Source organism: Virgibacillus sp. AGTR, assembly GCF_016919725.2.
Taxonomy (GTDB): domain Bacteria; phylum Bacillota; class Bacilli; order Bacillales; family Amphibacillaceae; genus Virgibacillus; species Virgibacillus salarius.
Genome location: NZ_JAJERH010000045.1, coordinates 1 through 25339 on the forward strand (window position 1 = coordinate 1; position 25339 = coordinate 25339).

Consider the following 25339-nt stretch of genomic DNA (forward strand, 5'->3'; position numbering starts at 1 on the left):
AGGAGGAAGATGGATAAAGTAGTTGTGGAAGAGAAAGGTTCATTAGCAATCATTATACTGAATCGACCAGAAGTATTAAATTGCTTTGATTATGATATGTTACAGCAGTTGGATAAAACGGTACGTAACCTACAACGTAAACAAGACATACATGTAGTTATATTTACAGGTTCAGGTGAAAAAGCATTCAGTGCTGGTGCAGACCTTAAGGAAAGACGAGGGTTATCTGAAGCTGAAGTTAGAAGGAATGTAAATAAGATTCGTAGAGTATTTTTACAAATTGATGAACTGCCACAGACGACCATTGCTGCAATAAACGGACACGCTTTTGGAGGTGGATTTGAACTAGCTTTAGCATGTGATCTTCGAATAGCAGTAAATGATGCAATGCTAGGTCTAACCGAGGTTAGTTGGGGGATTATTCCAGGAGCAGGAGGTACACAGCGGTTAGCTAGACTAGTAGGTCCGGCTAAAGCCAAAGAATTGATTTTGACTGCTCGGAGAATTGAAGCTAAAGTTGCTGAAACGTGGGGAATAATAAATTCAGTTGTAGAACACGGAGAATTAATGGATCAAGCCAGTTCTTTAGCAGATGAAATTCTTGCTAATGCTCCATTAGCTGTAAATCAGGCGAAGTTCGCTATTGATAAAGGAAGTAATATCGATCTCCATTCCGGATTAGCTATTGAGGCAAATGCTTATGAATCTATTATTCCAACTCAAGATAGGATCGAAGCTTTACTTGCTTTTAAGGAAAAGAGAAAGCCAAAATTTCAGGGAAAGTAAAGTAGAATTCAACACCGGGATTTTCTTTCATTTCCCGTTTCCCCTCTTTGTATAACTAGACTTTGTGGTTTGAGACTTTAGCTTCTAATTCATGGAGATGGCGGAATAACTAACTGGATGCTACGCAGCATTCAGTTTTTTGATATATATTGTACGTTATAAACGAGCCTTTGGTTTTCCTAACTCAAGTAATGCAGTTTTTATCGAGCTGGTTAGAGGTAAACAGGGGACTCTTCGCAATTTATCCGCATATAACTGGCAGTAAGCCCCCGACTTCAAGCAATAAAGAGAAACCAATATGGATAAGTGGAGTGCCAGTAAATGTCCGATTGGTTCAAGGGTCTTTAGGTCATACCCTTGTGGTACTAATCATCCGAGGGGGATAAAAAAACCCCACGAATTGAACTTTATTTGATCGATTAGAAGTATGGAAGAGGTAGAAATCGTAATAGAAAAGATAGATGGTTTTAATGTTTCAGTTAGGAGTGATATTATTGTCAAAGGGATTGCTGCATCATATTGAATTAAATGTATCTGATTTAAAGGAAAGTGTTCAATTCTGGGGATGGTTGTTAGAAGAGTTAGGATACAGTGTTTATCAGAAATGGGATTGGGGTCAAAGCTGGATATTAGCGCATACATACATTGTTTTTGTTCAAACAGATAATAGATTTTTAGAAGATGGATATCATCGGCGTAGGATCGGTCTTAATCATTTAGCATTTCATGGAGAATCGAAAGAGCATATTGATGAAATTACAGAGGAATTAATAGCGAGAGGAGTTGCTATTCTCTATTTAGATAAGCATCCCTATGCTGGAGGTGTCGATCATTATGCGGTTTTCTTTGAGGATCCTGACCGTATTAAAGTAGAAATAGTGGCTAGTAATGGAAATTAAGGAGGAGCATTAGGTGAAGCTAGAGCATTCAAGAGACTATAAATTGCTTGCTAGACTAAATAGAGGTGTTCATGAATTGCATGTTCAGTTATATCCTGAATACTTTAAGCCGTATAATTACGAGAAGATGATTGAGCTATTTCAAACATATATGGAGGATGAAAATAATTATTTTCTAGTATTATTTGATGCAGAAACAGCTAAAGGGTTTATTTTCTATGAAATTGTGACAAAATCAAATACCCCATTTAACAAAGAATATAAATCACTTTATGTGCATCAAATTAGCATTGAAGAAACAGCTAGGAGTAGTGGTTATGGCAAAGCGCTCATGATAGAATTAGAAAATATAGCTTATACATTGAAGGTAGACTGTATAGAACTTGATTATTGGGTAGACAATCATGTGGCCAGAAATTTTTATGAAAAATTAGGTTTTCATAAAAAAAGAGAATTTGTTCGTAAAGATTTAGATACATAGATTGGTGGTTTATTAATGAAAGCTATTGAATTGAAAGGTTATTAGTTGATTAACAAGAGTTGAATCAACATTCCATTGCTTGTGAGTTGGAGAGAATTAAATGCAATGCTACGATATATCGGTCATACAGATCCCGGTTAATAATTTTCTTTTCCTTTCATAATCTCCGTGCGATAATGAGAAAAAAGGTTAGTTAGGATGAAACGATGACAAATGTAATTGAATTGTATGTAAAGGAAAAATATAGTAAGCAATATATAAATGGATATCCACTTATCGTAAAAGATGCTGTTCGTAATTTAGATGTACTTCATCAGGAAGGGGTGATTATCCATTTATTGGATAAAAATCACCAATTTCTAGCAAAAGGTTACTATGGTATACAAAATAAAGGAATTGGGTGGATATTGACCAATAAATTAAATGAAGACATTAACTTTTCGTTCTTCAAAAAGAAACTACTTTCGGCAATAAATAAAAGAAAAGGTTTCTATCAATCAGATGATACAAATGCGTTTCGCGTTTTTAACGGTGAGGGTGATGGGATTGGTGGAGTTACCATTGATTATTACGCTGGATATTATCTGATTAACTGGTATAGTGAAGGGATTTATGCATTTAAAGAGCATATTGTACGTGTGATAGACGAACTTGGTGACTATCATGGGATATATGAAAAGAAACGGTTCGATAGAAAAGGTAACTATATTGATGATGACGATTTTGTCAAAGGCAACCGTGGAGAATTTCCAATCATCGTAAAGGAAAATGGAATGCATTACGCTGTTTATCTAAACGATGGAGCAATGGTAGGTGTATTCTTAGATCAACGTGATGTGAGAGTCGCTATTCGAGATAAATATGCAAAAAATAAACAGGTGCTAAACACTTTTTCTTATACTGGAGCATTTTCGATAGCCGCAGCATTAGGAGGAGCGGCCAAAACCACGAGTGTAGATCTTGCTAAGAGGAGTAAAGGAAAAACAATCGAGCAATTTAGTGTAAATGGTATTGATTTCGAACAGCAGGATATTATAGTAATGGATGTATTTGACTATTTTAAATATGCTCGAAGAAAGCAACTTAGCTTTGATATGGTTATATTAGACCCACCTAGCTTCGCAAGGTCCAAAAAGCGAACCTTTAGTACTGCTAAAGACTATCCAGCTTTGATAAAGGATACCATCTCTATAACGAACCAACATGGTATTATCGTTGCATCTACAAATAATGCAAGTTTGGGTATGAAAAAATTCAAAGGGTTTATAGACAAAGCATGTAGTGAGATGAACACATCATATAGGATTCTTGAAGAATTTCAGCTACCAGCTGATTTCCAAACAGATAAAAGATTCCCTCAAGGAAATTATTTAAAGGTCTTAATCATACAACTAGGATAAATTTGACTGAATCGCTTCGAAATTTTGTTCGAAGCGATTTTTTATTAACTCCAGTCGCTACATTTTTAATCGGGTGCTTGCGCTTTTGTTCAAAGATAAGAAAGTATAAAATCAGTGCAATGACTGCGTTAAGCCAAGTAGTTATTTTGAAATGTTAGATGTATATTGGCAATGCTCCGACTAATTACTTCGCTTTCCGTGGGCACGGCCTCAACTAACTTTGCAAAGAAGAACACGTTGCAAAGTGGATTTTCGGCTCGCGCTAATCCCGCAGGAGTCTACGTAATTAGTCTCCGCTATGCGAAGGTGCAACAATTCTTGTCATAAGTAATAGTTGACTTTTTTTACAATGGGTAAAGTGAAAATCGCTATCCTTCAACTCCTGTGGGAAATGTTTGACCTGAAGATCCACTTTTTTGAGCGGGTTTTGCTTAAAAAGTTAGCCTGAAGGACAACCCCCACGGAAAGGGAAGTGGGCAGCCGGAGTGGTGGTCAAGCAGTAGCTATTATTCCATAATAGCTACTAGAGGAAGCGTAAATCTGAGCATTTAGTGATAAGGACTGAGCGAATTTTGCTCAGTTTTTCTAACCTGCATATAACTGGCAGTAAGACTCCGACTTCAAGCAATAAAGTGAATCCAATATGGGTAAGTGTGGGATCAACTGCCAGTAAATGTCCGAGGCCTTTAGGTCACACCCTTCTCGTACTAACCATCCGTGGGGATAAACAAAAACCCCAACTGATTGAAGTTTCACTTTATATGGCGTTTGTTTTTTATTTTTGATCCGAAATAGAAAAACGTATTGTATGTTTATTCTTTTTATTGCATAATAATTCATATACGATTTGGAAGGTGGAGATGTAATTGGGAGTGGGAATAAAACGAGCGACAGCAAAGTTTCATGAATTACATGGTCGGAATTTTTTAACATTAGCTGATTATACGGAGGAACAGATTAATAGTTTATTAGATTTAGCAGAGAATCTAAAGTATGAACGTAGGAAAGGAATTCCCCATCATTATCTAGAAGGAAAAATACTTGGCATGATATTTGATAAAGCATCTACGAGAACGAGAGTTTCTTTTGAAGCAGGAATCTATCAATTAGGGGGGAGTGGTATATTTTTAAGTTCCAATGATATCCAGATAGGGAGAGGTGAATCAATTACAGATACAGCTCAAGTGTTGTCATCTTATGTGGACGGTATAATGATTCGAACATATTCACAATCAACAATTGAATTGCTAGCAGAGAAAGCTAGCATCCCTGTTATTAATGGATTAACGGATTTATATCATCCTTGTCAGGTTTTAGCTGATTTCCAAACAATAAAAGAGTTAAAGGGTCAGTTAAATGGTGTTAAAATAGCGTATATTGGTGATGGGAATAATATGGCGCATTCGCTTTTGATTGGTGCGGCAACAATGGGAATGCGCCTCTCAATTGCTTCACCGAAAAATTATCAACCTGATGCTGATGTGGTTATAAATGCAAAGCGAATTGGTTCTGAATCTGGAGCGGTTTTAGAAATTTCCGATTGCCCTGAAGACGCGGTTCAGCAAGCTGATGTAATTTATACAGATGTATGGGCGAGTATGGGCCAGGAAGAAGAACAACAAAAACGAGAAATAGCATTTACAGGCTATCAAGTTAATCGAAGTCTACTTTCGCTTGCCAAATCGGATGTAATATTTATGCATTGTTTGCCAGCTCATCGCGGTGAGGAAGTATCTGCTGATGTAATTGATGGAGTACATTCTGTTGTCTTCCAACAAGCTGAGAATCGTCTGCATGCACAAAAGGCTTTGATGGTTGCACTATTAGGCAAATAGGGTAGTATTTAATAAGCAAAAAAGCATTGAAAATAACAGCAAATCACGAGCAAAAGAAGTTGCAGAATCAATTTTCCGCAACTTCTTCTTTTCCTGATGTTACCTTCATGCCTTGGGTGTCGATATTCACTTGGCAAATGTTATAGGAAGAAAATTGACCCTGTAATTCACCTGCGATGGACTGCCCCTTACCCTTTGGAGCAAATACTAGCATTGTTGGTCCAGCTCCGCTAATCACAGTTCCATAGTTTCCAAGACTTCTCGCTGCCTTTTTGATCTCTGTATATTTTGGAATTAGGGTAGCACGAAATGGCTCATGAAAAAGGTCATTTTCCATCATTTCTCCTGCTAAATGATAATCATGGGAAGTGAGCGCAACAATAAATAGATTACAAATACTACTAGCACTTGCTGCATATTTCCTAGTGAAATGCTCAGGTAGTACGCTTCTTGAGGCTTCCGTTTTTAATTCTGTATCTGGAATAACTGTAATAATATCTATGTTTAGACTGTTCCATTTATAATAGTTAATTTTATCATTTGCAGTTGAGGCTGTTACTACAAGACCTCCTACTAATGAGGCTGCAACATTATCAGGATGCCCTTCTTTTTCTGTAGCTAGCATTAATTTGTCGAGTAGCGATAATTGTAGGCGGCACAGTTGATTAGCAAGCTCGATGCCAGCAATTACTGCAGATGCACTACTTCCAAGACCGCGAGCTAATGGTATAGAGCTATCGATGGTAACTTTGCAAGGTGGCAGTTGCTTTCCATAGTGATGTGCTGTTTCTTTTGCAATCTGATAGATAAAATGCTTATCATAGCTTTCAAAGTCAGGTAATAGAAGTGATTGGTGCTGGATTTCCCAATGACTATGCTTCTCTACAGATAATGTTAAATATAGACCTAGGGATAAACCTAGCGAGTCAAAGCCTGGCCCTATATTTGCAGAACTTGCCGGTACAGAAATGGTAAAGCCATTCATATTTGCACCTTGTTTTCTAAATACTCCATAACTGTTTTTTCATCATTAGGTAGTGAAACAGGGTTAATCGTTAATTGGTCAATTGCAGTTTGTGGATCTTTTAATCCGTTTCCTGTAAGAACTGCAACCACTTTACTCCCCTCTTTAATAACTCCCTTTTTGCATTGTTTAATTAGTCCGGCAATAGATGCACATGACCCTGGCTCAACAAAAACACCTTCACTTGCTGCTAGTTTTTTGAAAGCTGCTACGATTTCATCATCCGTTACGGAGTTTATGATACCTTTTGATTCATCCCTTGCTTCCTCTGCTAGCTTCCAACTAGCCGGGTTCCCAATCCGTATGGCCGTGGCTATAGTTTCAGGATGTGGAATCACTTTGTTTTGAACAATAGCAGCCGCTCCCTCTGCTTCAAAGCCAAACATTTTTGGGAGACCTGACTGTTCTATATCGTTATATTCTTTAAACCCTTTCCAATATGCACTAATATTTCCTGCATTGCCTACTGGTATGGAAAGAATATCAGGAGCAGTTCCAAGTTGGTCGCATACCTCAAAGGCCGCTGTTTTTTGACCTTCTAAGCGATATGGATTAACAGAGTTGACTAATGTAACAGGAGATGACTCGCTTAATTTTCGTACCATTGCTAGTGCTTCATCAAAGTTTCCATCAATTTCCACAATCTCCGCACCGTACATAATCGCTTGTGCTAATTTTCCTAATGCAACTTTTCCTTTAGGAATCACAATAATTGCTTTAATTCCTGCTTTTGCTGCATAAGCAGCTGCAGAAGCTGAGGTATTTCCAGTCGATGCACAGATGATTGACGTACTGCCTTCTTCAACCGCTTTTGCTACGGCCATAACCATTCCCCTATCCTTAAAAGAACCGGTCGGATTAACGCCTTCAATTTTGCCATAAAGTTCTATTCCAAGCTCTTTAGACAATGTAGAGAAATGAATTAATGGTGTATTGCCTTCATGTAATGTTAAAGCTGGTGTGTTTTCTGTTATAGGTAGTAACTCCTTATAATTTTTTAGTAGTCCCGGCCAATTCATGTGCTGCATCTCCTTCCACTTTATAATAGCTTTTTATCTGCAGTACCACATCTAAATTGTGCAGTTGATTTAGCGCATCTTGAAAATTATGAAGCGTAGTGTGATGTGTAACAACAATGATCTCAGCCAACTCCCGTTTTTTAATTGGTGTCTGAAGAATCCGCTTAAAGCTAATATTTAGGTCGTTAAATAATGTAGATATCTCAGAAAAAGCACCTACCCGATCCTTGACATGTATTCGTAAATAATACTGTCCAGAACGTTGGTCAGAACTTCGTAAATGTTTTTCAAATCTTGCTTCAAGTGAGTGTTTACCACTTACACCGAGGCGCATATTCTTAATTACCGTTACAAGATCAGAAACGACAGCTGTTGCGGTTGGCAGACTTCCCGCTCCTGGCCCATAGAACATTGTTTCACCAACTGCTTCACCATACACATAAACAGCGTTATATTCATTTTTTACATCTGCTAACGGATGTTCTTTTGAAAGTAGTGTCGGCTGAACACTTACTTCTATTTGTTGATCCGAGCATTGAGCATAGCCAATTAATTTCATAGTATAGCCAAATTTTTCACCATATTGAAGGTCAGCCAATTCTAGGTTTTTAATACCAGATACTTCTACATCTTCGAGAGCAATATCTGTAGAAAATGCTAGTCTTCCTAAAATCGCCATTTTTCTAGCCGCATCTAAACCTTCTACATCGGCTGTTGGATCTGCCTCAGCAAATCCAAGTTCTTGTGCCTCCATTAATGCATTTTCGTAGGAAACACCTTCGTTGCTCATTTTTGTTAGAATGTAGTTGGTAGTTCCGTTGACTATTCCCATTACCTTTTGAATTCGATCAGATGATAGTCCGTCGGAAATTCCTCTCAAAATGGGAATACCACCAGCAACACTTGCCTCATAATAGAAATCACATTTGTTTTGTCTTGCTGCTTTTTCTAGTGCTGTGCCATGTAAAGCAACAAGGTCTTTATTTGCCGTAACAACATGTTTTTTTGCAGCAAAAGCTTGTAAAATATGATGATATGTTTCGTCAATTCCACCCATTACTTCTACTATTACATCGATATCCGGGTCATTAATTATGTCATCAGGATTCGTAGTGAGAAACGTTCGATCTATTTCTACATTACGAGCTTTTTCAAGGTTACGAATTAATACGCTTTTTACATTAACCTCACAACCTAGTTGGTGAATAAGCTCTTCCTGATGACTTTCAATAAGTTTTATGACTCCTGAACCGACTACTCCTAATCCTAATAGACCGATAGAAACCGTGTTTCCCACTTCATCACCTCATCGTTTTTGTTTAATAGCTATTTAAACACGAATACTGAACTATAGCAATAGTCAATTTTTTGTACGCATAGAAAAGTTACGTTTTTTCAAGATGTGGTTTTTTCGTCATCATATTCTTTTCTTCAGAGTAGTTTTTTCTAAGTACCCAGCTTTCTTTTAAATAAGTTGGAATTCTGTAACTTCATTAACTTTTGTTACGTCGTGCGAATAAACTGAGTCTAAGGTAGGTCAGTGATGGAGGTGTATGGTATGAGCGATGCAACAGCCGGATTAACGTTTGTTACTTGTTTATTGCTAGGTGCAGGCATTGGAATGTTGTTTGGTCATTTAGAAGCTGGGGGAGCAATTGGTCTTGGTCTTGGTATTGTTTCTATTGCTTTATTTCGAAAAAATAACAAATGATGCTATTTGTCCCACATATAACTGGCAGTAAAACTCCACTTCAAGAAATAAAGGTGGAGGGACTGCCAGTAAATGTCCGATTGGTTCAAGGGCCTTTAGGTCATACCCTTGTGTACTAATCATCCGTGAGGGGTAACAAAACCCCCACGGAATGAAGTTTCATTTTATATTCATTGACGCCTCTCTATTGTCTTTTTATACTTAGGAAGGCAGAGAAAGAGATAGGTGATTAAATGGAGTTTTCAATAAATTATTTATCCTTTTATCTTATTCATGTGGATGGCGAGGATAAGCGATCAAAGCACTTTCAGACATTGGATAAGGATAGATATGATAATAATCCTCTTAAGGATTTTTTAGATGGAGAGTTAACCAGAATTACCAAACGGAAAGTGGAGCGGCATGCGAAATCAGAAAACGCTCCAACAAAGATTGGTAGGTTTATTGTTGAGCCCGGCCATGAATTAACCTCTAATCCAAATTATAACTTATTTCAAAAAGTGAGAAGTTCTGCGTCAACCGAAGATTTTCGAGAGGCGGCTGATCAAATTGCCCAAATGTATATGGATACAAGCGCTGTAAGAGGGGGAGCGTTGTTAATAGCTTCTGCAAAATTGACCAAGTTCTTCGATGACCCGTTTGTTTTCATTATGAAATGTGATTTTGAACCGAAAGTAGCAACTATTACTGATGAGGAAACCCTAGTAGAGAATGTTGAAATGGCAATTACGACGAAAAATATGAAGTCGATTCAATATCCATTTATGCCAGAGGAAGGGATGATGGACGCGGCAGAGATTAAGGTTCATCAAGCATCTCATGCGCGTTATTTTGAGGACTTTCTCCCATTTGTGTCTTATGAAAAATCCATGCCAGAAATCATGAAGACACAAGTAATAGGAATGGTTCAGGAACATATTAAGGAGACATTCCCTGAAGAAAGTGAAGAAAAAGAACAATTTGAAGAAGCTATTGAAGAATGGGCTGTTACTCCAGAACGGGAGATACAGGAACGATTAACAACAGAGCAGGTGGTGGAGGCGTCTGCGCAAATAGTAGAGCAAACACCTGATGCTGAACTGAAGATGAAGCTTGACCATGTTGCAATTAAAGCACACCTTTCTGATTTTGGAGAAACATTGCACTTGGCTAAAGTGAACGGAAAATATATGTTAATGATTGAAGCAGATCAAATTAGTTTTGATAAAGGCTTTTCACCAATTGAATTTCATAAACCAGATGAATTTGAAGTAGTGGTAAATCGAGTCTTAGCTCGAAAGTAGTAAAAAGGGTCCTACATAGGTAAGTATGTTGGGACCCTTTAGGTTAGTCTGGTGAATAATATAAAAGGCTTAGGCATAGCTTCTTTTCTGAGATTTCGTCATTGAGACTAGAATCGTACCAAGTGATAGGATGACGAAGATGCCACCTATTGCTGCATTTTGCTGTACAGATGCTTGTTCGATAACTATTCCGCCAACTAAGGAGCCAAATGCAATACCAAAATGCAATGCAGAGTTATTGAGACTTTGCTGAATATCAGAAGTTTCCGGTGCTGATTCAATAAGGTAGCTTTGTAATGCCGGTGTGATTGCCCAACTCATCATGCCCCAGACTATCATGACAACTAAAAATACAGCGAAGATGGAGGTTGTAAAGGGAATAGTTAACAGGGATAAAGCAAATATAACAAGTGTTGATATAATGGTTTTTTTCGAACCAAATTGATCTGAGAATGCACCACCAATACCTCCACCGCTTACAGCGGCGATTCCAAAAATAAGATAAATGATGCTTAGCCAGTTGCCACCCAAATGCATGGTGTCTTTTACAAATGGTGTTAGGTAAGCGTATAAGATCGTATGCCCTGCCATATATAAAAAGGTAGTGGCGTGACCAAGTAAGATTTTACTCTCTTTGAGCGAATGAATTTGTTTTTTCAGTGACACTTGTGGTTTGGGCTCCACTTTTTCCATGAAATAATAAACGCCGATCATAGACAGTAGTGATAGTAAAACAATGAAGACAAAAGGAGCTCTCCAACCGAACATATTTCCAAGGACAAGCCCGATCGGCACACCTAATACTAATGAACCACTAACACCCATAGAGACAATCCCGATGGCTCGACCACGGTACTTATCATCGCCAATGTTTGCAGCAATGGTTAAGCACAATATAATAAGTAGCGACCCACTTGCTGCTGAAATAATCCTACCAATAAAGAGCATACTATAAATAGGGCTAAAAACGGCTATTAAATTTCCTATTAAAAATATAAGTAATGCAATTAATGTTAATTGTTTTCGTTCTATTTTAGCTGTGGCAATAAGCAGTATTGGAGCGGAAATGGCAAAAACTAGAGAAAATATTGTAATTAAAAGTCCAGCCTTTCCTAGACTTACGTTTAAATCGTTAGCTACGAGGTCTAATATACCACCAATAATTAATTCAACCATTCCCACAACGAAAGAAATAATAGTTAATAAATATACGCGTTTGTCCATTCTATGACGCCTTTCTAATTTGAAGATACGAAGTCATGCTTAAACGTTTTCCTATACAATAGTAATCCCAATTTCTTCAATTGACAAGGAATACATGGTTACAAGATTGGGGTGTATTTTGCGAATTTTTGTTACCTAAGTACGACAAAAGAAATAATCCTATTTTTTTGATATACTTTAGTTATCCCAACTATAACTGGCAGTAAGCCCCCACTTTAAGCTAAAGTGAAACTAATATTGGTAAGTGGGAGATCGATTGCCAGTAAATGTCCGATTAATTCAAGGGCCTTTAGGTCATACCCTTGTGGTATTAACCATCAGTGGGATAATTAAAACCCTTACTGATTGAAGTTTCACTTTATTACCTCATAGACTTGAAGGAGGAACCATTGTTGCGTAAAGAAGGAAATTTACAAAAGGATGCCATGCGTGCTCTTAAGGAAACGAGCAGGACCTTTTATATACCAATTACGTTATTAAAACCTGTGTTAAAAAAGACGGTCGGATCTGCATACTTATGCATGAGAGCAGTAGATGAAATAGAAGACCATGAACAATTAGATTCGGAAACAAAACAGTATCTGTTACGAGCTACTGGAAAGTTATTGGCTGCAGATCGATTCGACGAGGAAGCTTATCTTAAGTTACTCGGTCCATATCAATCGGTGCTCCCAGAGGTTACATTACGGCTTGGTGACTGGTTGAAAGTATGCCCAGAAGATATTGTTGCAAAAATAAAAACGTCAACAAGTATTATGTCACTTGGTATGGCAGACTGGACTGAGAAGAATTGGATTATCAAAACAAAAGATGACCTAGATGATTATACGTACTATGTGGCGGGTTTAGTTGGTGTGATGTTATCAGACATATGGTATTGGTACGATCAAACAGAAACGGATCAAGATTTGGCAATTGGCTATGGGAGAGGATTACAGGCGGTAAATATGCTTAGAAATCAAGAGGAAGATGCACAGCGTGGTGTGCAATTTATTCCCGATGGCTGGAGTCGTGCTGATATGTTTACTTATGCAAAGAAAAATCTAGGGCATGCAGAGACGTACATAAAGGATATCAAGACACGTCATATTCTCCTGTTCTGTAAGATTCCTTTAGCATTGGCTAATAAGACATTAAAGGCGCTAGAAAAAGGGCAGGAAAAAATGACTCGCGATGAGGTTGAATCTACGGTTGACGAGATTATGAAGCAATAAACACATTCATATAATTTAATGCATGTACCAAAGAGTCTTGCTATGCAAATTACCTACCAAGTTCATGAATAATTGACAAACTTCATGTGGAAACCTATAATCAACAACTGTGTTTAAAATTGAGCAAGCTGGTGGGTTTTTGTCATGATTATTGCTTCCATATATCGTGCAATAATTATTATCCATCCAACGGTCTTTAATGACAAATGATAAGCAAAATATTACAGGCACTTGCTCCTATAATATTAGGAGGAAAAACGTGGATTCAAAAAAGAACACGAAATTGGATTGGCCGGTATTTATCATTAGTGGAGGATTATTAATTTTATTTATTCTGCTGTCTCTTTGGAATAAAGATGCTGTAGGAAATACAGTAAATACTTTATTTACGTATTCTTCAGATCTATTTGGTGCCTATTGGCAGCTTTTATTATTGGGTAATTTCTTTATTGGTTTAGCACTTGCCTTTTCAAAGTATGGGAAGGTTAAACTAGGTAAACAGGATGAGCCCAAATATAGCTATTTTAAATGGGTAGCTATGATTCTGGTTACATTATTGGCAAGTGGTGGTGTTTTTTGGGCAGCATCAGAACCAATGTATCATTATATGACAACCCCACCTTTATTCGGTGGTGGCGAATTTAATAATATGTATGCGGCCTTTGCACAATCCTTTATGCACTGGGGATTTTTAGCTTGGGCGATTCTAGGTACACTAGCTGTAATCGTTATGATGTATGTACATTACAGCAAAGGTTTTCCGCTAAAGCCACGTGGATTATTATATCCGATTTTTGGAGAACGGATATATCAAAAAAGCCTAATTGGTTCTGCCGCTGATGTTTTTTCTATTTTTGCAACAGTTGCAGGGACATTAGGGCCTTTGGGGTTTTTGGGCTTACAAATTGCCTACGGTCTTAATCACTTATTTGGTATACCGAATACGTTGTCGGTAAGTATCATAGTAATCATTGTTTTAGTGTTTGTTGCAGCTATCTCCGCAGCAACTGGAGTAGATAGAGGAATTCTAACATTAAGCCGCTATAATGTTGGTTTTACCATATTCTTAGCATTAATCGTACTCGTTATTGGACCAACTATGTTTATTATAGATGCTTTTGTTGGAGGAACAGGCTTACATTTACAGAATTTCTTTTCAATGACCATGTTTCGTGGGGATGAGGGCTGGTTGTCCTTTTGGACCATATTCTTCTGGGGCTGGTTTATTGGGTATGCACCAATGCTGATTGTGTTTATTAGTAGAATTTCTCGTGGAAGAACCATTCGTGAATTAATTATCGCTGTTTCTATCGTTGCGCCCATCGTTAATAATTTTTGGTTTTCGATTGTTGGAGGAACAGGTGTTTATTTCGAAAATAAAGTTCCAGGCTCCATTTCAGATGCTTTGAATGAAGGCGGTATGCCTGCAGCGGTTATGGCTATTACAGATCAGTTGCCGTTTGGAATGTATATGGGGGTTGGTTTCCTTATCGTATCCATTATATTTGTAGCAACAACAGCTGATACGATGTCTTATACCGTTGCGGCTACAATAACAGGGAATGATCATCCTAAGCGCTGGCTACGCGTGTTTTGGGCTCTTATATTTGGTGCAACTACAATAGCAATCTTAACGATTGGAGAGGATAGTGTTACTTCTATCCAAAACTCTATTGTTATTACTGCTGTTCCAGTATCACTGCTTTTACTTCCACCTTTATGGAGTGCACCACGAATTGCACGAACGATGGCGCTTGAACAAGGGTTGATTTGGCAGCGGGAGATGCGTAAAAAAGTTGATAAATAATAAAGAAGTCCTTGCTCATCATGGCAAGGGCTTTTTGGTGATGTTTCATCATAATAATGAACGTATATAATATAATGGAGTTTAGATGTAAACCATGCCTAAAAATTATTTCAATGCACAACCATCAAACCTATATATACCTATAATAGGTTAGAAAACGCAAAAACTCTTTTTCTAAAGTATGCTGATATTTTACGATGGCATACGTATTCGCCTTTAGAGATGTGCTTAAATCTGATTGCACTTCAAGTAATCTTCCTTCTAATAATTCTCTTCTTACCGTTGATCTGGGAATAAAAGAGACTCCTAAACCTTCTTCAATAAATCTTTTTGTAATATGAACTTGGGAAACTTTCATCGTTTTTGCTGATGGATGCATATACGTTATTCTTTTTAACAGCTTCTCCCAATACTCTGGGTGATTGTGCGTAAGCAAATGATATTGGTTAAATAGCTCTTCTTCCGTGATTGGAGGAGCAAATTCAGGGTCCATTCCATCATGTGGTGCCACTAAAATAACTTCATCTTCATAGATGATTTCATTTGTTAATTGGGGGTTAAAGCTTTGCATGCATGAAAGCCCAATATCGACCTCCTCGTTTATGACTACTTCCTCAATATCCCTAGACTCTAATATGATAACGGAAATCTCGATATTGCTATGCTTTAATAAATACTGCTTTAGAACATACGGCAAAATCGTATCAGCAATGAGTGGTGAGATCGCCATTCGAAAGGTCGATTTATATCCTTGTGCCATCGAATGTAACTTTTTACCTCCTTCTTGATAAACCTTAAGGAGCTTCCGAGCAGTTTCTAAATAACATCTACCTTCTTCTGTAAGACTTACCCTTTTATTTGTTCGGTTAAATAATAGAATACCAAGCTCTTTTTCCAATTGTTTAATATGAACCGTAACAGACGGCTGCGAAATATACAGGACTTCGGCAGCTTTCCGAAAGTTCTGCTGTTCTGCAACGGTGACAAACGTTTTTATCCAAGAAAATTCCATAATTGCCCCCTTTGATTAATAAAATTAATCATTATATTTAAATATAATTAATTTTCTGGATTGATTTTATTTTATACAATAAAAGTAAGAAAAGAAAGGGAGTTGAGAAAATGATTTATCACGGTTTAAAAGGGATTACTTGTATAGAAACAGCTATTAGTCACATTGATGGGCAAAATGGGAAGCTTATTTATAGAGGATATGATGTTAAAGAACTTGTTCAAAAGCAAACATTTGAAGAAACCGCTTATTTGTTATGGTATGGAAGCTTGCCTAACTCACAACAATTACATCAACTTTCCGAGCAATTTAAGTCCAATAGAAAACTACCAACCTATGTAAAAAAAATGATTCACTCCCTTCCAGTCAATATGGACATGATGAGCGTTATCCGAACAACGATTTCCAGCATGGGTAACAATAACATGACTTGGAAGCCTACCATCGATCAAGCGATTACCTTAACAGCACTGATGCCATCAATCATTGGATACAGAAAGAGTGTACTAGAAAACAAGAGCTTTGATGAGAATGCAGCTAAAGAGCTTAACCATGTTGAATATTACCTCTTTATGTTAACTGGAGCTGTTCCTCCAAAAGTGCATGTCGAGGCACTTGAAACTTACATGTTACTTACACTTGAGCATGGTTTAAATGCCTCTACTTTCTCAGCTAGAGTAACCGCATCGACTGAATCTGATATGGTATCTAGCTTAACATCTGCTATTGGAACAATGAAAGGTCCATTACACGGAGGGGCTCCTATGGGAGTGATTTCTTTATTAGATGAAATCGCAGCTAGCCAGAGCGCAATAAAAGTAATTTCTGAAAAAGTGATGAATGGCGAACGACTAATGGGGTTTGGACATCGTGTATATAAGACGAAGGATCCTAGAGCTATTTCCCTGAAAAAAGTTCTATTACAAATGTTAGGAGAAGATCAATGGTTAGACTTAGCTATTGATATCGAAGAAACAGCGATTAGTGTATTAAATAAGTTAAAGCCTGGTCGATCTTTATATACGAACGTCGAATTTTATGCAGCAGCTATTATGAAAGCTATTGATATGCCACCTGCTTTATTTACTCCAACATTTACCGCAAGTCGAGTCGTTGGTTGGACGGCACATATTCTAGAGCAATCAGAAAATAACGTCTTATTCAGACCTCAATCTCACTATACTGGGGAAACAATCAAACAGTAATACTCTTGGTTACAATAAAAATAATATGAAAGAAGCGGTGGTAGAAGATCATAGGCCTAATTTTTCCCGTTATATGGGAAAGACTAGGCTTTAAAAGTGCAAAATCGTGTTATCGTGACAAAAAAACATTGAATCCCTATCAAATATTAAGTAAACTAGTAATAAGGTCATCAGATGACCTTATTACTAGTTGTGTAATGTAATCGCTTTATTGGGAGAGAGGGGGTTGATGTATTTACTAGTTGCATTAAGTGCAATCATTGCACCGTTTATTTTTCTTGTTATTTTACGATTTCCAGCTACTAAAGGGATGACATGGAGTGCACTCATCGTTATATTGTTTGCGATTTCTGTATGGGGAATGGAAGGGAAGATTATTATTTCTTCTATTCTTCAGGGGACACATAAAACGCTTACGATCTTATGGATCTTATTTGGTGCATTAGTGTTATTAAATACACTACGAAATACTGGGGCAGTTGATCGGATTAATCAAGGTTTTCAAAACATCTCTGGGGATATGCGCGTGCAGGTTATTATCGTGGCTTTTTTGTTTGGATCTCTTATTGAAGGGGCAGCAGGATTTGGGACTCCAGCGATGGTAACAGGGCCATTGATGATAGCATTAGGATTTCAGCCGTTGGCAGCAGCAACCTTAGCTTTAATTGCAGATAGTTCTGCCGTAGCATTTGGTGCTGTGGGAACTCCTGTAGCTGTGGGGTTAAGTAATATCCCGAACGCGAATTCTACCTTCTTTCAAGAGATAGGAATAAAGATAACAACACTTGATATATTTGCGGGAACCTTTATCCCGTTTATGTTAATCGTGATTATGACTGTATTTTTTGGAAAAGGTAAAGGTTTCAAGGATGCATTTCCTATGTTGCCATGGACATTGCTCATAGGTATAACCTATACAGGATCTGCCTTATTATATGCTGTAACATTTGGGCAGGAATTTGTAGCAATTTTAGCGTCATTGACCGCATTAATAGTAGCTACTTTAACAGCTAAAAAAGGGTGGTTATTGCCGAAAAATAAATGGCAGGATGCGTTACAAGAAGGATTTGAACCTTCTACTAAGAAGTCAGAAATGGGTATAGTTGCTGCATGGTTTCCGTACATCATCGTTGTAGCTTTATTATTACTAACTCGTATCGTACCTTGGCTAACAGAATTTACACAAACGGCGATTGATCTCTCGTGGACGACTATTTTTGGAATAGCGGGAATTGAGTCAAGTTGGGAGTTCTTGTATTCGCCAGGGACAATCCTAGCTATTGCGGCAATGCTATCTGTTATTATTCATCGTAATAAACTTCGAACCTTTATGGATGCTTCCAAGCAATCCTTATCAACGATGAAAACGACAGCAATATCATTAATAACGACGCTTGCGATGGTTCATGTGTTTACAAACTCTGGCTTAAATGTAAATGATTTAGTGAGCATGCCACAATATATAGCAGAATCATTTGCGAGTTCACTTGGGTCTATTTGGTTTTTAGTAGCACCATTTTTAGGTGAACTCGGAGCGTTTATTACTGGTAGTGCAACTGTTTCAACGCTTACATTTTCTCCGATCCAATTCAATGTAGCAAATCAGGTTGGATTAGATGTAAACGCTGTCCTTGCAGCGCAAGTAATTGGAGCTGGAGCTGGTAATATGATCTGTGTTCATAATGTCGTTGCAGCCAGTGCTGTTGTTGGATTATCAGGGAAAGAAGGAGAAATAATACGAAAAACATTGGCACCAGCAATCATCTATGGGTTACTAGTGGGTGCCGCTAGTTTTATCATGCTTCAATTGTTCTAACATTACCTTATATCTAGCTTGGTCAGCTTTTCAAAAGCATAGCTATCCAGTAAAATGGGTTCAAATGATGAGGAGCTGAAAGCATGGAATATAAACGTATAAAAACTAAGAAAATCTACGAGCAAGTAGCTGATTCTTTAATAGATATGATTAAAAGTGGTCAATTAAAGCCAGGTGATAAGCTAGACTCGGTTGAACAACTAGCGAAAAATTTTGATGTGGGGCGGTCAGCGATACGTGAAGCACTAAGCGGTTTGCGGTCAATGGGTCTAGTTGAGATGCATCAAGGTGAGGGGACATATGTAAAAACGTTTGATCCTAAGCGATTTACCTTACCAGTAAGTACTGCATTTTTAATGAAACAAAACGATGTAAAAGAATTGTACCAGGTCCGAAAGATTCTTGAAGTAGGTACAGCAGGTTTTGCTGCTAGCAGTTATCAGGAAGCTGATCTAATCCAAATGCAAAAAGTATTAGATGTGATGAGAAATGCAAAGGGAAATGATGTCTTAGCAGAAAGTGCTGATACTGATTTTCATATAGCTATTGCACAAGCTACACACATGGATCTGTTAATAAACTTAATGGGAAGTGTTTCTGAATTGATGTCCGAGACAATTCGTGAGGCACGTCGTCTTCTGCTTTATTCGGAAGATCGAGCAGATGCATTATTAGCAGAGCATGAACGAATTTATCAAGCAATAAAGAACAGACAGCCTGATAGAGCCAGAGATTATATGTATGATCATTTAGAGAAGGTCGAAAAACTGTTATTTAAAAATCTTGATTTGGATTAAGAATAGCCTCGGTCATAGAGAAAATAGTTAGAGGTGAAAGATAATGAGAGTATCATTATTCATTACTTGTGTAAGTGATATTATCTTTGCTGATGTTGGTAAAAACACGGTAGAAATTCTAGAAAGAGTGGGATGTGAAGTAGATTTCCCTGCCGCCCAGACATGCTGTGGTCAGCCTGCTTATAATAGCGGCTATTTGCAAGAAGCAAAAAAATCAATGAAACAAATGATGCGAGCATTCAAAGATTCGCAGTATGTTGTAGGCCCGTCAGGTTCTTGTGTCGGTATGCTTAAAGAATATCCTGCTATTTTTAAGGGAGATCCAGAATGGGAACAAACAGCCATTGAACTAGCTCACAAGAGCTATGAAATCACTCAATTTTTGGTAGAAGTTTTAGGTGTAACAGACTTGGGTTCAACATTTAAAGGAAAAGTTACCTACCATCCATCTTGCCACATGACGAGGTTATTAGGAGTGAAGGACGCCCCGCAAACACTCTTAAAAAACGTTAAGGGTGTGGAGTTTATTGAACTACCGGTTAAAGAGGACTGTTGTGGCTTTGGTGGGACATTCGCAGTTAAAAACCCTGAAATCTCTGGAGAAATGGTAAAAGAGAAATCGCAGCATGTTTCAGAAACAAAAGCTGAATATCTAGTCGGCGGAGATATGGGTTGTCTAATGAATATTGGTGGAAGAATGCGGCGAGAGGGGAAGGACGTGAAAGTAGTTCATATTACAGAAATTTTAAATACGCATGAGCAAGGGGGAGGAATAGCATGAGTATAAAAATTGGAGATGCTTCGTATAAAGATCGTATTAATAAGGGAATCGAAAATGATTTTATGCGTCAAGCTGTTTCTTCTGCCCAAGGACGTTTTCGATCAGGCCGGTTGTCACAAGCAGAAGAGCTTGGTAATTGGGAAGAATGGAGGCAGCTTGGTTCGGAAATTCGTACACATACGTTAGAAAACATTGATTATTATTTGCAGCAGTTAAGTGACCAAGTGGCTAAACGCGGTGGAAATGTATTTTTTGCAGAAACAGCAGATGAAGCAAATGACTACATTGAAAATGTGGTGAAAAAGAAGAAAGCAAAAAAAGTTGTCAAGTCGAAATCAATGGTTACTGAGGAGATTGGTCTGAATCATAGCCTAGAAAAGATAGGGGCAGAGGTAGTTGAGTCAGATTTAGGAGAGTGGATCCTGCAATTAGACGAAGATCCACCATCACATATAGTTACACCTGCATTGCATAAAAATAAAGAACAAATTCGCGAAACCTTTATAAAGAAACGTGGTTATGATAAATCAGATTCACCTGAAGAATTAGCAGCCTTCGCACGTGAACAGCTGCGAAGGGATTTTCTTTCCGCAGATGTAGGAATTACAGGCTGTAATTTTGCGATCGCAGAATCAGGTGCTATCACACTAGTAACTAATGAAGGTAATGCTCGAATGGTAACGGCCCTTCCCGATACACAAATTACGGTAATGGGAATGGAACGAATCGTCCCAACATGGGAAGATATGGAGGTACTAGTTAGTTTACTTACAAGGGCTGCTGTCGGTCAGAAGTTAACTAGTTATGTCACTTCATATACCGGCGCTAGGCTTGAGGGTGAAATTGATGGACCAGATGACTATCATTTGGTTATTGTTGATAATGGACGATCGAAAATATTAGGAACCGAGTTTCAATCGGCGTTACACTGTATTCGTTGTGCTGCATGTATTAACGTTTGTCCGGTTTATCGTCATGTTGGTGGACACGCATACAATTCGATTTATCCTGGTCCAATTGGTGCTGTACTAACACCATTACTGGATGGTTATGAAAATCACAAGGAATTGCCATACGCGTCGTCGCTTTGCGCAGCTTGTACAGAGGCCTGTCCAGTCAAGATACCGCTACATGAGCAGTTAATTCGTCATCGTCAAATTATAGTGGAAAAGGAAAAGAAATCCCCATTAGCGGAAAAAGTCATGATGAAGGGATTTGCCCAATGGGCATCTAATCCAGCGGCATATAAATTAAGTACGAAAATGGCTCGAACAGCATTGCGGCCTTGGACTAAAGATGAAAATATCGAAAATGGCCCTGGACCATTAAAAGGATGGACAAATGTTAGAGATTTTCCAGCGCCCCCCAAACAATCGTTTCGCGCTTGGTGGAGTAATCGTCAGAAAGAAGGTGAGGCATAATGGCAATCCATAATCGAGATAAGTTTTTAAATAATCTAGCTAATAACCTTGGACGTCCTCGCCGAACAGATGAAGTGATAAGACCAACCTATAGCGTTCAACCACAATATGAGGTGTTAAACGGATATTCGACGGAAGACCTTATTCTTGTTTTACAGGAACAATGTAACGTCATTCATACGGATTTTATTCAAACAGAGCGGAATAAATTAGCTAATGTGTTAAAGGAGACAATTAATCGTTATGAAGGGAAATCGATTATAGCTTCAAATGATAAGCGCAACAAAATTTACGGTTTGGACGAGATATATGAACAGTTTAATCAAGAACTAGATGTTCATATATGGGATCATACGATAGGTGAAGAAAATCAAAGAATTGCGGAGCGGGCGGATGTAGGTATCTCTTTTAGTGATATAACATTGGCAGAGTCTGCAACTATAACCTTATTAAATAATAAGAATAATGGGAGATCTATTAGTCTGCTGCCGAAAACATATATTGCTATAATACCGAAAAATACAATTGTGCCAAGGATGACTCAGGCTGCTAAACGGCTTCACGAAGCTACTATACAAGGAGAAGACGTGCCTTCTTGTGTAAGTTTTGTTTCTGGACCTAGTAATAGTGCTGATATTGAGATGAACTTAATTGTGGGTGTTCATGGTCCAATTAAGGCAACCTATATCGTTGTTGATTGATAGTATCCAAATAAACTTCTCTTTAGATGGTCAACTAGATGACTTGCTATTGGGAAGTTTTTTATTTTTAAATTATACACAGGCTAAATAAAGAAGAGCTAATTTATCCACATATAACTGTAGTAAGACCCAATTCCAGTAATAAATAAAAAGTGATATTTGGTAAATGAGGGATCGAATTCCAGTAAATGTCTAGTTTGTTCAAAGGCCTTTAAGTCAGAACCTTGTGTTACTAATAATCAGTGGGGGATAAACTAACCCCCCACACAATTTAAAGTGTCAATTTAGTTATACTGTGTTAAAAGCACTGGAATGATTCAATTCGGTCTAGATCAATACCAAAGTATACCCATCCAAACCCAGTCCATCGGAAGCCAGCTATAGAGTTTCTACCTACAAAAGTTGGATAAAACCAAAAGGAATCTCGTCTTAACCAGATATACGTGTACCGGTATAAGCAGAAGCGAATTCCGCCTGGATCAATTGCAAAGGTCTTTGCCTGTGTTTTTTGTGGCACAAATGATGGGGGCGGTGATGTTGGTGCTTGACCAGGCCCTCCAGGGAACCCGGGCGGTCCAGGAGGTCCTCCGCCAGGCCCCCCAGGGAATCCAGGCAGTCCAGGAGGTCCTCCGCCAGGCCCCCCAGGGAATCCAGGCAGTCCAGGAGGTCCTCCGCCAGGCCCCCCAGGAAATCCGGGTGGTCCAGGAGGTCCGCCACCAGGAAAAACAGGACCGATTATTTCACTTATATTAGGTAGGTTAAATACTCTTTGGTCATCGTTATATGCGTGTTCATCGTTATAAGGATACATAAAAAATCTCCTCCTCTAAAAAATCTTTCCCTTCACTATATGGGGCAATCGTCTAATTTGCTATTCGTATTTCCCATAATGGGCGGATAGCGATGTAGGTTTATTACACAAATATAAATAAAAATTAATTATTGAATCCTTGCTTATGTCAAAGCTGCATGTTAGTATTATTTTACTTATAGTGAATGTTCTTTGAACACTCATCTAATGAACGGGGGTTTTACTGAAATGATGAATGATCAATTCCGAATTACTTGTTTAACTAAATAACATGCTATTTGTGTGGCATCTATCGGGATTGGTCTACCTGTTTCAATAAAACTATAAAGAAAATGGGGAGGGAATTCTTCTCTCTCTTTTTTGTTGGTAATTTTTGTAATTTTCAGGTTGGCCAAGCCTCTCCTGCTATAGTTGCTAGATAAAGTGCGAGATATTTATTAGAAAGGAGCTTCAAATTGAATAAAAATAACGGTACAAATTATGAATATTTAGCTGATGATCCTAATTTTAAGGTTATGCCGATCATGTTATCGTTAATTATTGGTGCTTTTTTTGCCATCCTAAACGAAACGTTATTAAATATCGCTTTAACCACATTAATGGGGGAATTTCATGTATCTTTACCAACCGTTCAGTGGATGGCTACAGGATTTATGCTTGTTATGGGAATCGTTATTCCTGCCTCAGCTATATTATTACAATGGTTTTCAACACGGCAATTATTTCTAGGAACAATGCTTGTGTTTACGTTGGGAACAACAATATGTGCATTAGCACCAACCTTTCCGATCTTATTAACGGGAAGGCTTATTCAAGCAGCTGGTACAGGTTTATTAATGCCAGTCATTTTCAACGTATTTTTACTTGTGTTTCCTCCACATAGACGTGGAAAGGTGATGGGGCTTGTCGGTCTGGTTATTATGTTTGCGCCAGCAATAGGGCCAACATTGTCAGGGATCATCGTAGAATATCTCGGATGGCGTTTCTTATTTATTTGTGTCATTCCATTTGCTTTATTTTCTGTTGCATTTGCTTATAGATATTTAGTAAATGTATCAGAAGTTACTAAACCAAAAGTTGACGTACGATCACTTGTGTATTCAACAATTGGTTTTGGTTCACTAGTTTATGGATTTAGCTCAGCAGGAAAAGGAGAGGCTGGCTTTTTAAGTCCTAATGTCTACACATTTATTATCCTTGGTGTAATAGGAATCACGTTCTTCTCATTAAGACAATTTAAATTAAAAGATCCAGTCATGGATTTACGTGTTTTTAAATATCCGATGTTTACACATGGAATATTGATGTTTCTAATCATTATGATGACTATGTTTTCGTCAGAAATCATATTACCTGTGTTCATGCAAGGCCCGTTAGCATTATCAGCGGCTACAGCTGGCTTATTACTTTTACCTGGAAGCATTCTGAATGGACTTATGTCACCTGTTATGGGGCATCTATTTGATAAATTCGGTCCAAGATTATTAATGATACCTGCTTCGATTGTATTAAGTGGAACAATGTTTATGATGAGTAGACTTCATGCTGATACAGAACCATGGATGATTATTATTGGGTATATTCTATTGATGCTTACGGTATCAGCTATTATGATGCCTGCTGAAACAAACGGTTTAAATCAACTTCCAAAACGATTATATCCGCATGGTACCTCAGTAATGACGACCTTACAGCCAGTAGCAGGTGCCATCGGTGTTTCTGTCTTCATTAGCATTTTAAATGCAAGACAAAATCATTTTTTAGGTCAATCTAAAAACCCAGATGACCCAGGTACAATTAGTGATGCAATGGTAGCTGGAGTAGAGCTAGTCTATTTCATTGCTTTTGCTATTTCAATTATTGCCGTTATCTTGGCTTTTCTAGTATACCGTGCCGTTCCAAGAGATCAGGATAAACAAGAATTAGAACAGCCTGAAGAGAATTAAATCATTAGCGAGGCTGGGACAAAACACAACTTCTTTACTCAAAATACGAATAATCTGGTTATCAATAGGAGTATCATCGCCGCACCGTGAAAACATACGCGCTTTCCGCAGGCATGGCCTCAGTTAACTTGGTAAAGAAAAACACATTACCACGTGGATCTTCAGA

At 38.0% G+C, this 25339-nt stretch carries 22 protein-coding genes; 16 read left to right on the forward strand and 6 right to left on the reverse strand.

From position 1 onward, the window contains the following. Nucleotides 1-9: 9 nt before the first annotated feature. The 5 genes from JUJ52_RS15270 to argF all read left to right on the forward strand — a co-directional run bounded on the left by JUJ52_RS15270 (nucleotide 10) and on the right by argF (nucleotide 5401). The gene (locus tag JUJ52_RS15270) at nucleotides 10-786 is read left to right on the forward strand and encodes an enoyl-CoA hydratase-related protein (RefSeq protein WP_228089019.1); all 777 of its coding nucleotides are present in this window, start codon (nucleotides 10-12) and stop codon (nucleotides 784-786) included. Nucleotides 787-1280: 494 nt separating this feature from the next. Continuing rightward, nucleotides 1281-1685, forward strand: coding sequence for a VOC family protein (locus tag JUJ52_RS15275; RefSeq protein WP_205389731.1), 405 nt, complete (start codon nucleotides 1281-1283; stop codon nucleotides 1683-1685). 13 nt (nucleotides 1686-1698) lie between these two features. Next, nucleotides 1699-2166 carry a GNAT family N-acetyltransferase gene (locus JUJ52_RS15280; RefSeq protein WP_026679768.1) on the forward strand — a complete coding sequence of 156 codons (468 nt, stop codon included), beginning with the start codon at nucleotides 1699-1701 and terminating at the stop codon, nucleotides 2164-2166. Between the two features lie 206 nt (nucleotides 2167-2372). After that, on the forward strand, nucleotides 2373-3566 hold the full coding sequence (locus tag JUJ52_RS15285) for a class I SAM-dependent rRNA methyltransferase (protein WP_026679767.1): 1194 nt from the start codon (nucleotides 2373-2375) through the stop codon (nucleotides 3564-3566). Nucleotides 3567-4432: 866 nt separating this feature from the next. After that, nucleotides 4433-5401 (forward strand): ornithine carbamoyltransferase, encoded by a 969-nt coding sequence (gene argF / locus JUJ52_RS15290; protein ID WP_051388417.1) that lies wholly within the window; start codon nucleotides 4433-4435, stop codon nucleotides 5399-5401. Nucleotides 5402-5468: 67 nt separating this feature from the next. On the opposite strand, the gene thrB is transcribed toward argF, so the two are convergent. From thrB to JUJ52_RS15305, 3 genes are read right to left on the reverse strand one after another with little or no spacing between them, the layout of a single operon-like run. Then, complete coding sequence (gene thrB, locus JUJ52_RS15295; RefSeq protein WP_121604418.1) at nucleotides 5469-6386, reverse strand: homoserine kinase; 918 nt, start codon at nucleotides 6384-6386, stop codon at nucleotides 5469-5471. Beyond that, on the reverse strand, nucleotides 6383-7444 hold the full coding sequence (gene thrC, locus JUJ52_RS15300; RefSeq protein ID WP_205389485.1) for a threonine synthase: 1062 nt from the start codon (nucleotides 7442-7444) through the stop codon (nucleotides 6383-6385). Before thrC ends, thrB begins: the two co-directional genes overlap by 4 nt. After that, on the reverse strand, nucleotides 7413-8741 hold the full coding sequence (locus tag JUJ52_RS15305; RefSeq protein ID WP_205389486.1) for a homoserine dehydrogenase: 1329 nt from the start codon (nucleotides 8739-8741) through the stop codon (nucleotides 7413-7415). The genes thrC and JUJ52_RS15305 overlap by 32 nt, the downstream gene beginning before the upstream one ends. 261 nt (nucleotides 8742-9002) lie before the next feature. On the opposite strand from JUJ52_RS15305, the gene JUJ52_RS15310 reads away from it, so the two are divergent. Further along, nucleotides 9003-9155, forward strand: coding sequence for a hypothetical protein (locus tag JUJ52_RS15310; RefSeq protein WP_161629284.1), 153 nt, complete (start codon nucleotides 9003-9005; stop codon nucleotides 9153-9155). Between the two features lie 233 nt (nucleotides 9156-9388). Further along, nucleotides 9389-10438, forward strand: a complete 1050-nt coding sequence (locus JUJ52_RS15315) for a DUF3900 domain-containing protein (RefSeq protein ID WP_121604420.1) — start codon at nucleotides 9389-9391, stop codon at nucleotides 10436-10438. A gap of 69 nt (nucleotides 10439-10507) precedes the next feature. Here the strand turns inward: JUJ52_RS15315 and JUJ52_RS15320 are convergent, their stop codons facing one another. Next, a complete protein-coding gene (locus JUJ52_RS15320; protein ID WP_026682450.1) occupies nucleotides 10508-11662 on the reverse strand; it encodes an MFS transporter in 1155 nt (384 codons plus the stop codon). Nucleotides 11663-12054: 392 nt separating this feature from the next. Here JUJ52_RS15320 and JUJ52_RS15325 point away from each other — a divergent pair, with 392 nt between their 5' ends. Both JUJ52_RS15325 and JUJ52_RS15330 read left to right on the forward strand, forming a co-directional pair. Then, nucleotides 12055-12876 carry a squalene/phytoene synthase family protein gene (locus tag JUJ52_RS15325; RefSeq protein WP_026682451.1) on the forward strand — a complete coding sequence of 274 codons (822 nt, stop codon included), beginning with the start codon at nucleotides 12055-12057 and terminating at the stop codon, nucleotides 12874-12876. A gap of 259 nt (nucleotides 12877-13135) precedes the next feature. Continuing rightward, complete coding sequence (locus JUJ52_RS15330) at nucleotides 13136-14683, forward strand: BCCT family transporter (RefSeq protein WP_026682452.1); 1548 nt, start codon at nucleotides 13136-13138, stop codon at nucleotides 14681-14683. Between the two features lie 130 nt (nucleotides 14684-14813). Here JUJ52_RS15330 and JUJ52_RS15335 read toward each other — a convergent pair whose 3' ends face one another. Continuing rightward, nucleotides 14814-15695 carry a LysR family transcriptional regulator gene (locus JUJ52_RS15335; protein WP_026682453.1) on the reverse strand — a complete coding sequence of 294 codons (882 nt, stop codon included), beginning with the start codon at nucleotides 15693-15695 and terminating at the stop codon, nucleotides 14814-14816. Nucleotides 15696-15805: 110 nt separating this feature from the next. On the opposite strand from JUJ52_RS15335, the gene JUJ52_RS15340 reads away from it, so the two are divergent. The 6 genes from JUJ52_RS15340 (at nucleotide 15806) to JUJ52_RS15365 (ending at nucleotide 22416) form a co-directional block, all read left to right on the forward strand. Continuing rightward, nucleotides 15806-16900 (forward strand): citrate synthase/methylcitrate synthase, encoded by a 1095-nt coding sequence (locus JUJ52_RS15340; protein ID WP_205389488.1) that lies wholly within the window; start codon nucleotides 15806-15808, stop codon nucleotides 16898-16900. Nucleotides 16901-17129: 229 nt separating this feature from the next. After that, a complete protein-coding gene (locus JUJ52_RS15345; RefSeq protein ID WP_121604422.1) occupies nucleotides 17130-18716 on the forward strand; it encodes an L-lactate permease in 1587 nt (528 codons plus the stop codon). 83 nt (nucleotides 18717-18799) lie between these two features. Then, nucleotides 18800-19513 carry a FadR/GntR family transcriptional regulator gene (locus JUJ52_RS15350; protein WP_205389489.1) on the forward strand — a complete coding sequence of 238 codons (714 nt, stop codon included), beginning with the start codon at nucleotides 18800-18802 and terminating at the stop codon, nucleotides 19511-19513. A gap of 43 nt (nucleotides 19514-19556) precedes the next feature. Next, nucleotides 19557-20294: a (Fe-S)-binding protein gene (locus JUJ52_RS15355; protein ID WP_205389490.1), complete on the forward strand. Its 738-nt coding sequence runs from the start codon at nucleotides 19557-19559 to the stop codon at nucleotides 20292-20294. Continuing rightward, nucleotides 20291-21715, forward strand: coding sequence for a LutB/LldF family L-lactate oxidation iron-sulfur protein (locus JUJ52_RS15360; RefSeq protein ID WP_205389491.1), 1425 nt, complete (start codon nucleotides 20291-20293; stop codon nucleotides 21713-21715). Before JUJ52_RS15355 ends, JUJ52_RS15360 begins: the two co-directional genes overlap by 4 nt. Next, complete coding sequence (locus JUJ52_RS15365) at nucleotides 21715-22416, forward strand: LutC/YkgG family protein (RefSeq protein ID WP_026682459.1); 702 nt, start codon at nucleotides 21715-21717, stop codon at nucleotides 22414-22416. Before JUJ52_RS15360 ends, JUJ52_RS15365 begins: the two co-directional genes overlap by 1 nt. A 298-nt stretch (nucleotides 22417-22714) precedes the next feature. Here the strand turns inward: JUJ52_RS15365 and JUJ52_RS15370 are convergent, their stop codons facing one another. Further along, the gene (locus JUJ52_RS15370) at nucleotides 22715-23227 is read right to left on the reverse strand and encodes a hypothetical protein (protein WP_228089018.1); all 513 of its coding nucleotides are present in this window, start codon (nucleotides 23225-23227) and stop codon (nucleotides 22715-22717) included. 515 nt (nucleotides 23228-23742) lie between these two features. Here JUJ52_RS15370 and JUJ52_RS15375 point away from each other — a divergent pair. Next, nucleotides 23743-25173, forward strand: coding sequence for an MDR family MFS transporter (locus JUJ52_RS15375; protein ID WP_121605845.1), 1431 nt, complete (start codon nucleotides 23743-23745; stop codon nucleotides 25171-25173). Nucleotides 25174-25339 lie beyond the last annotated feature (166 nt).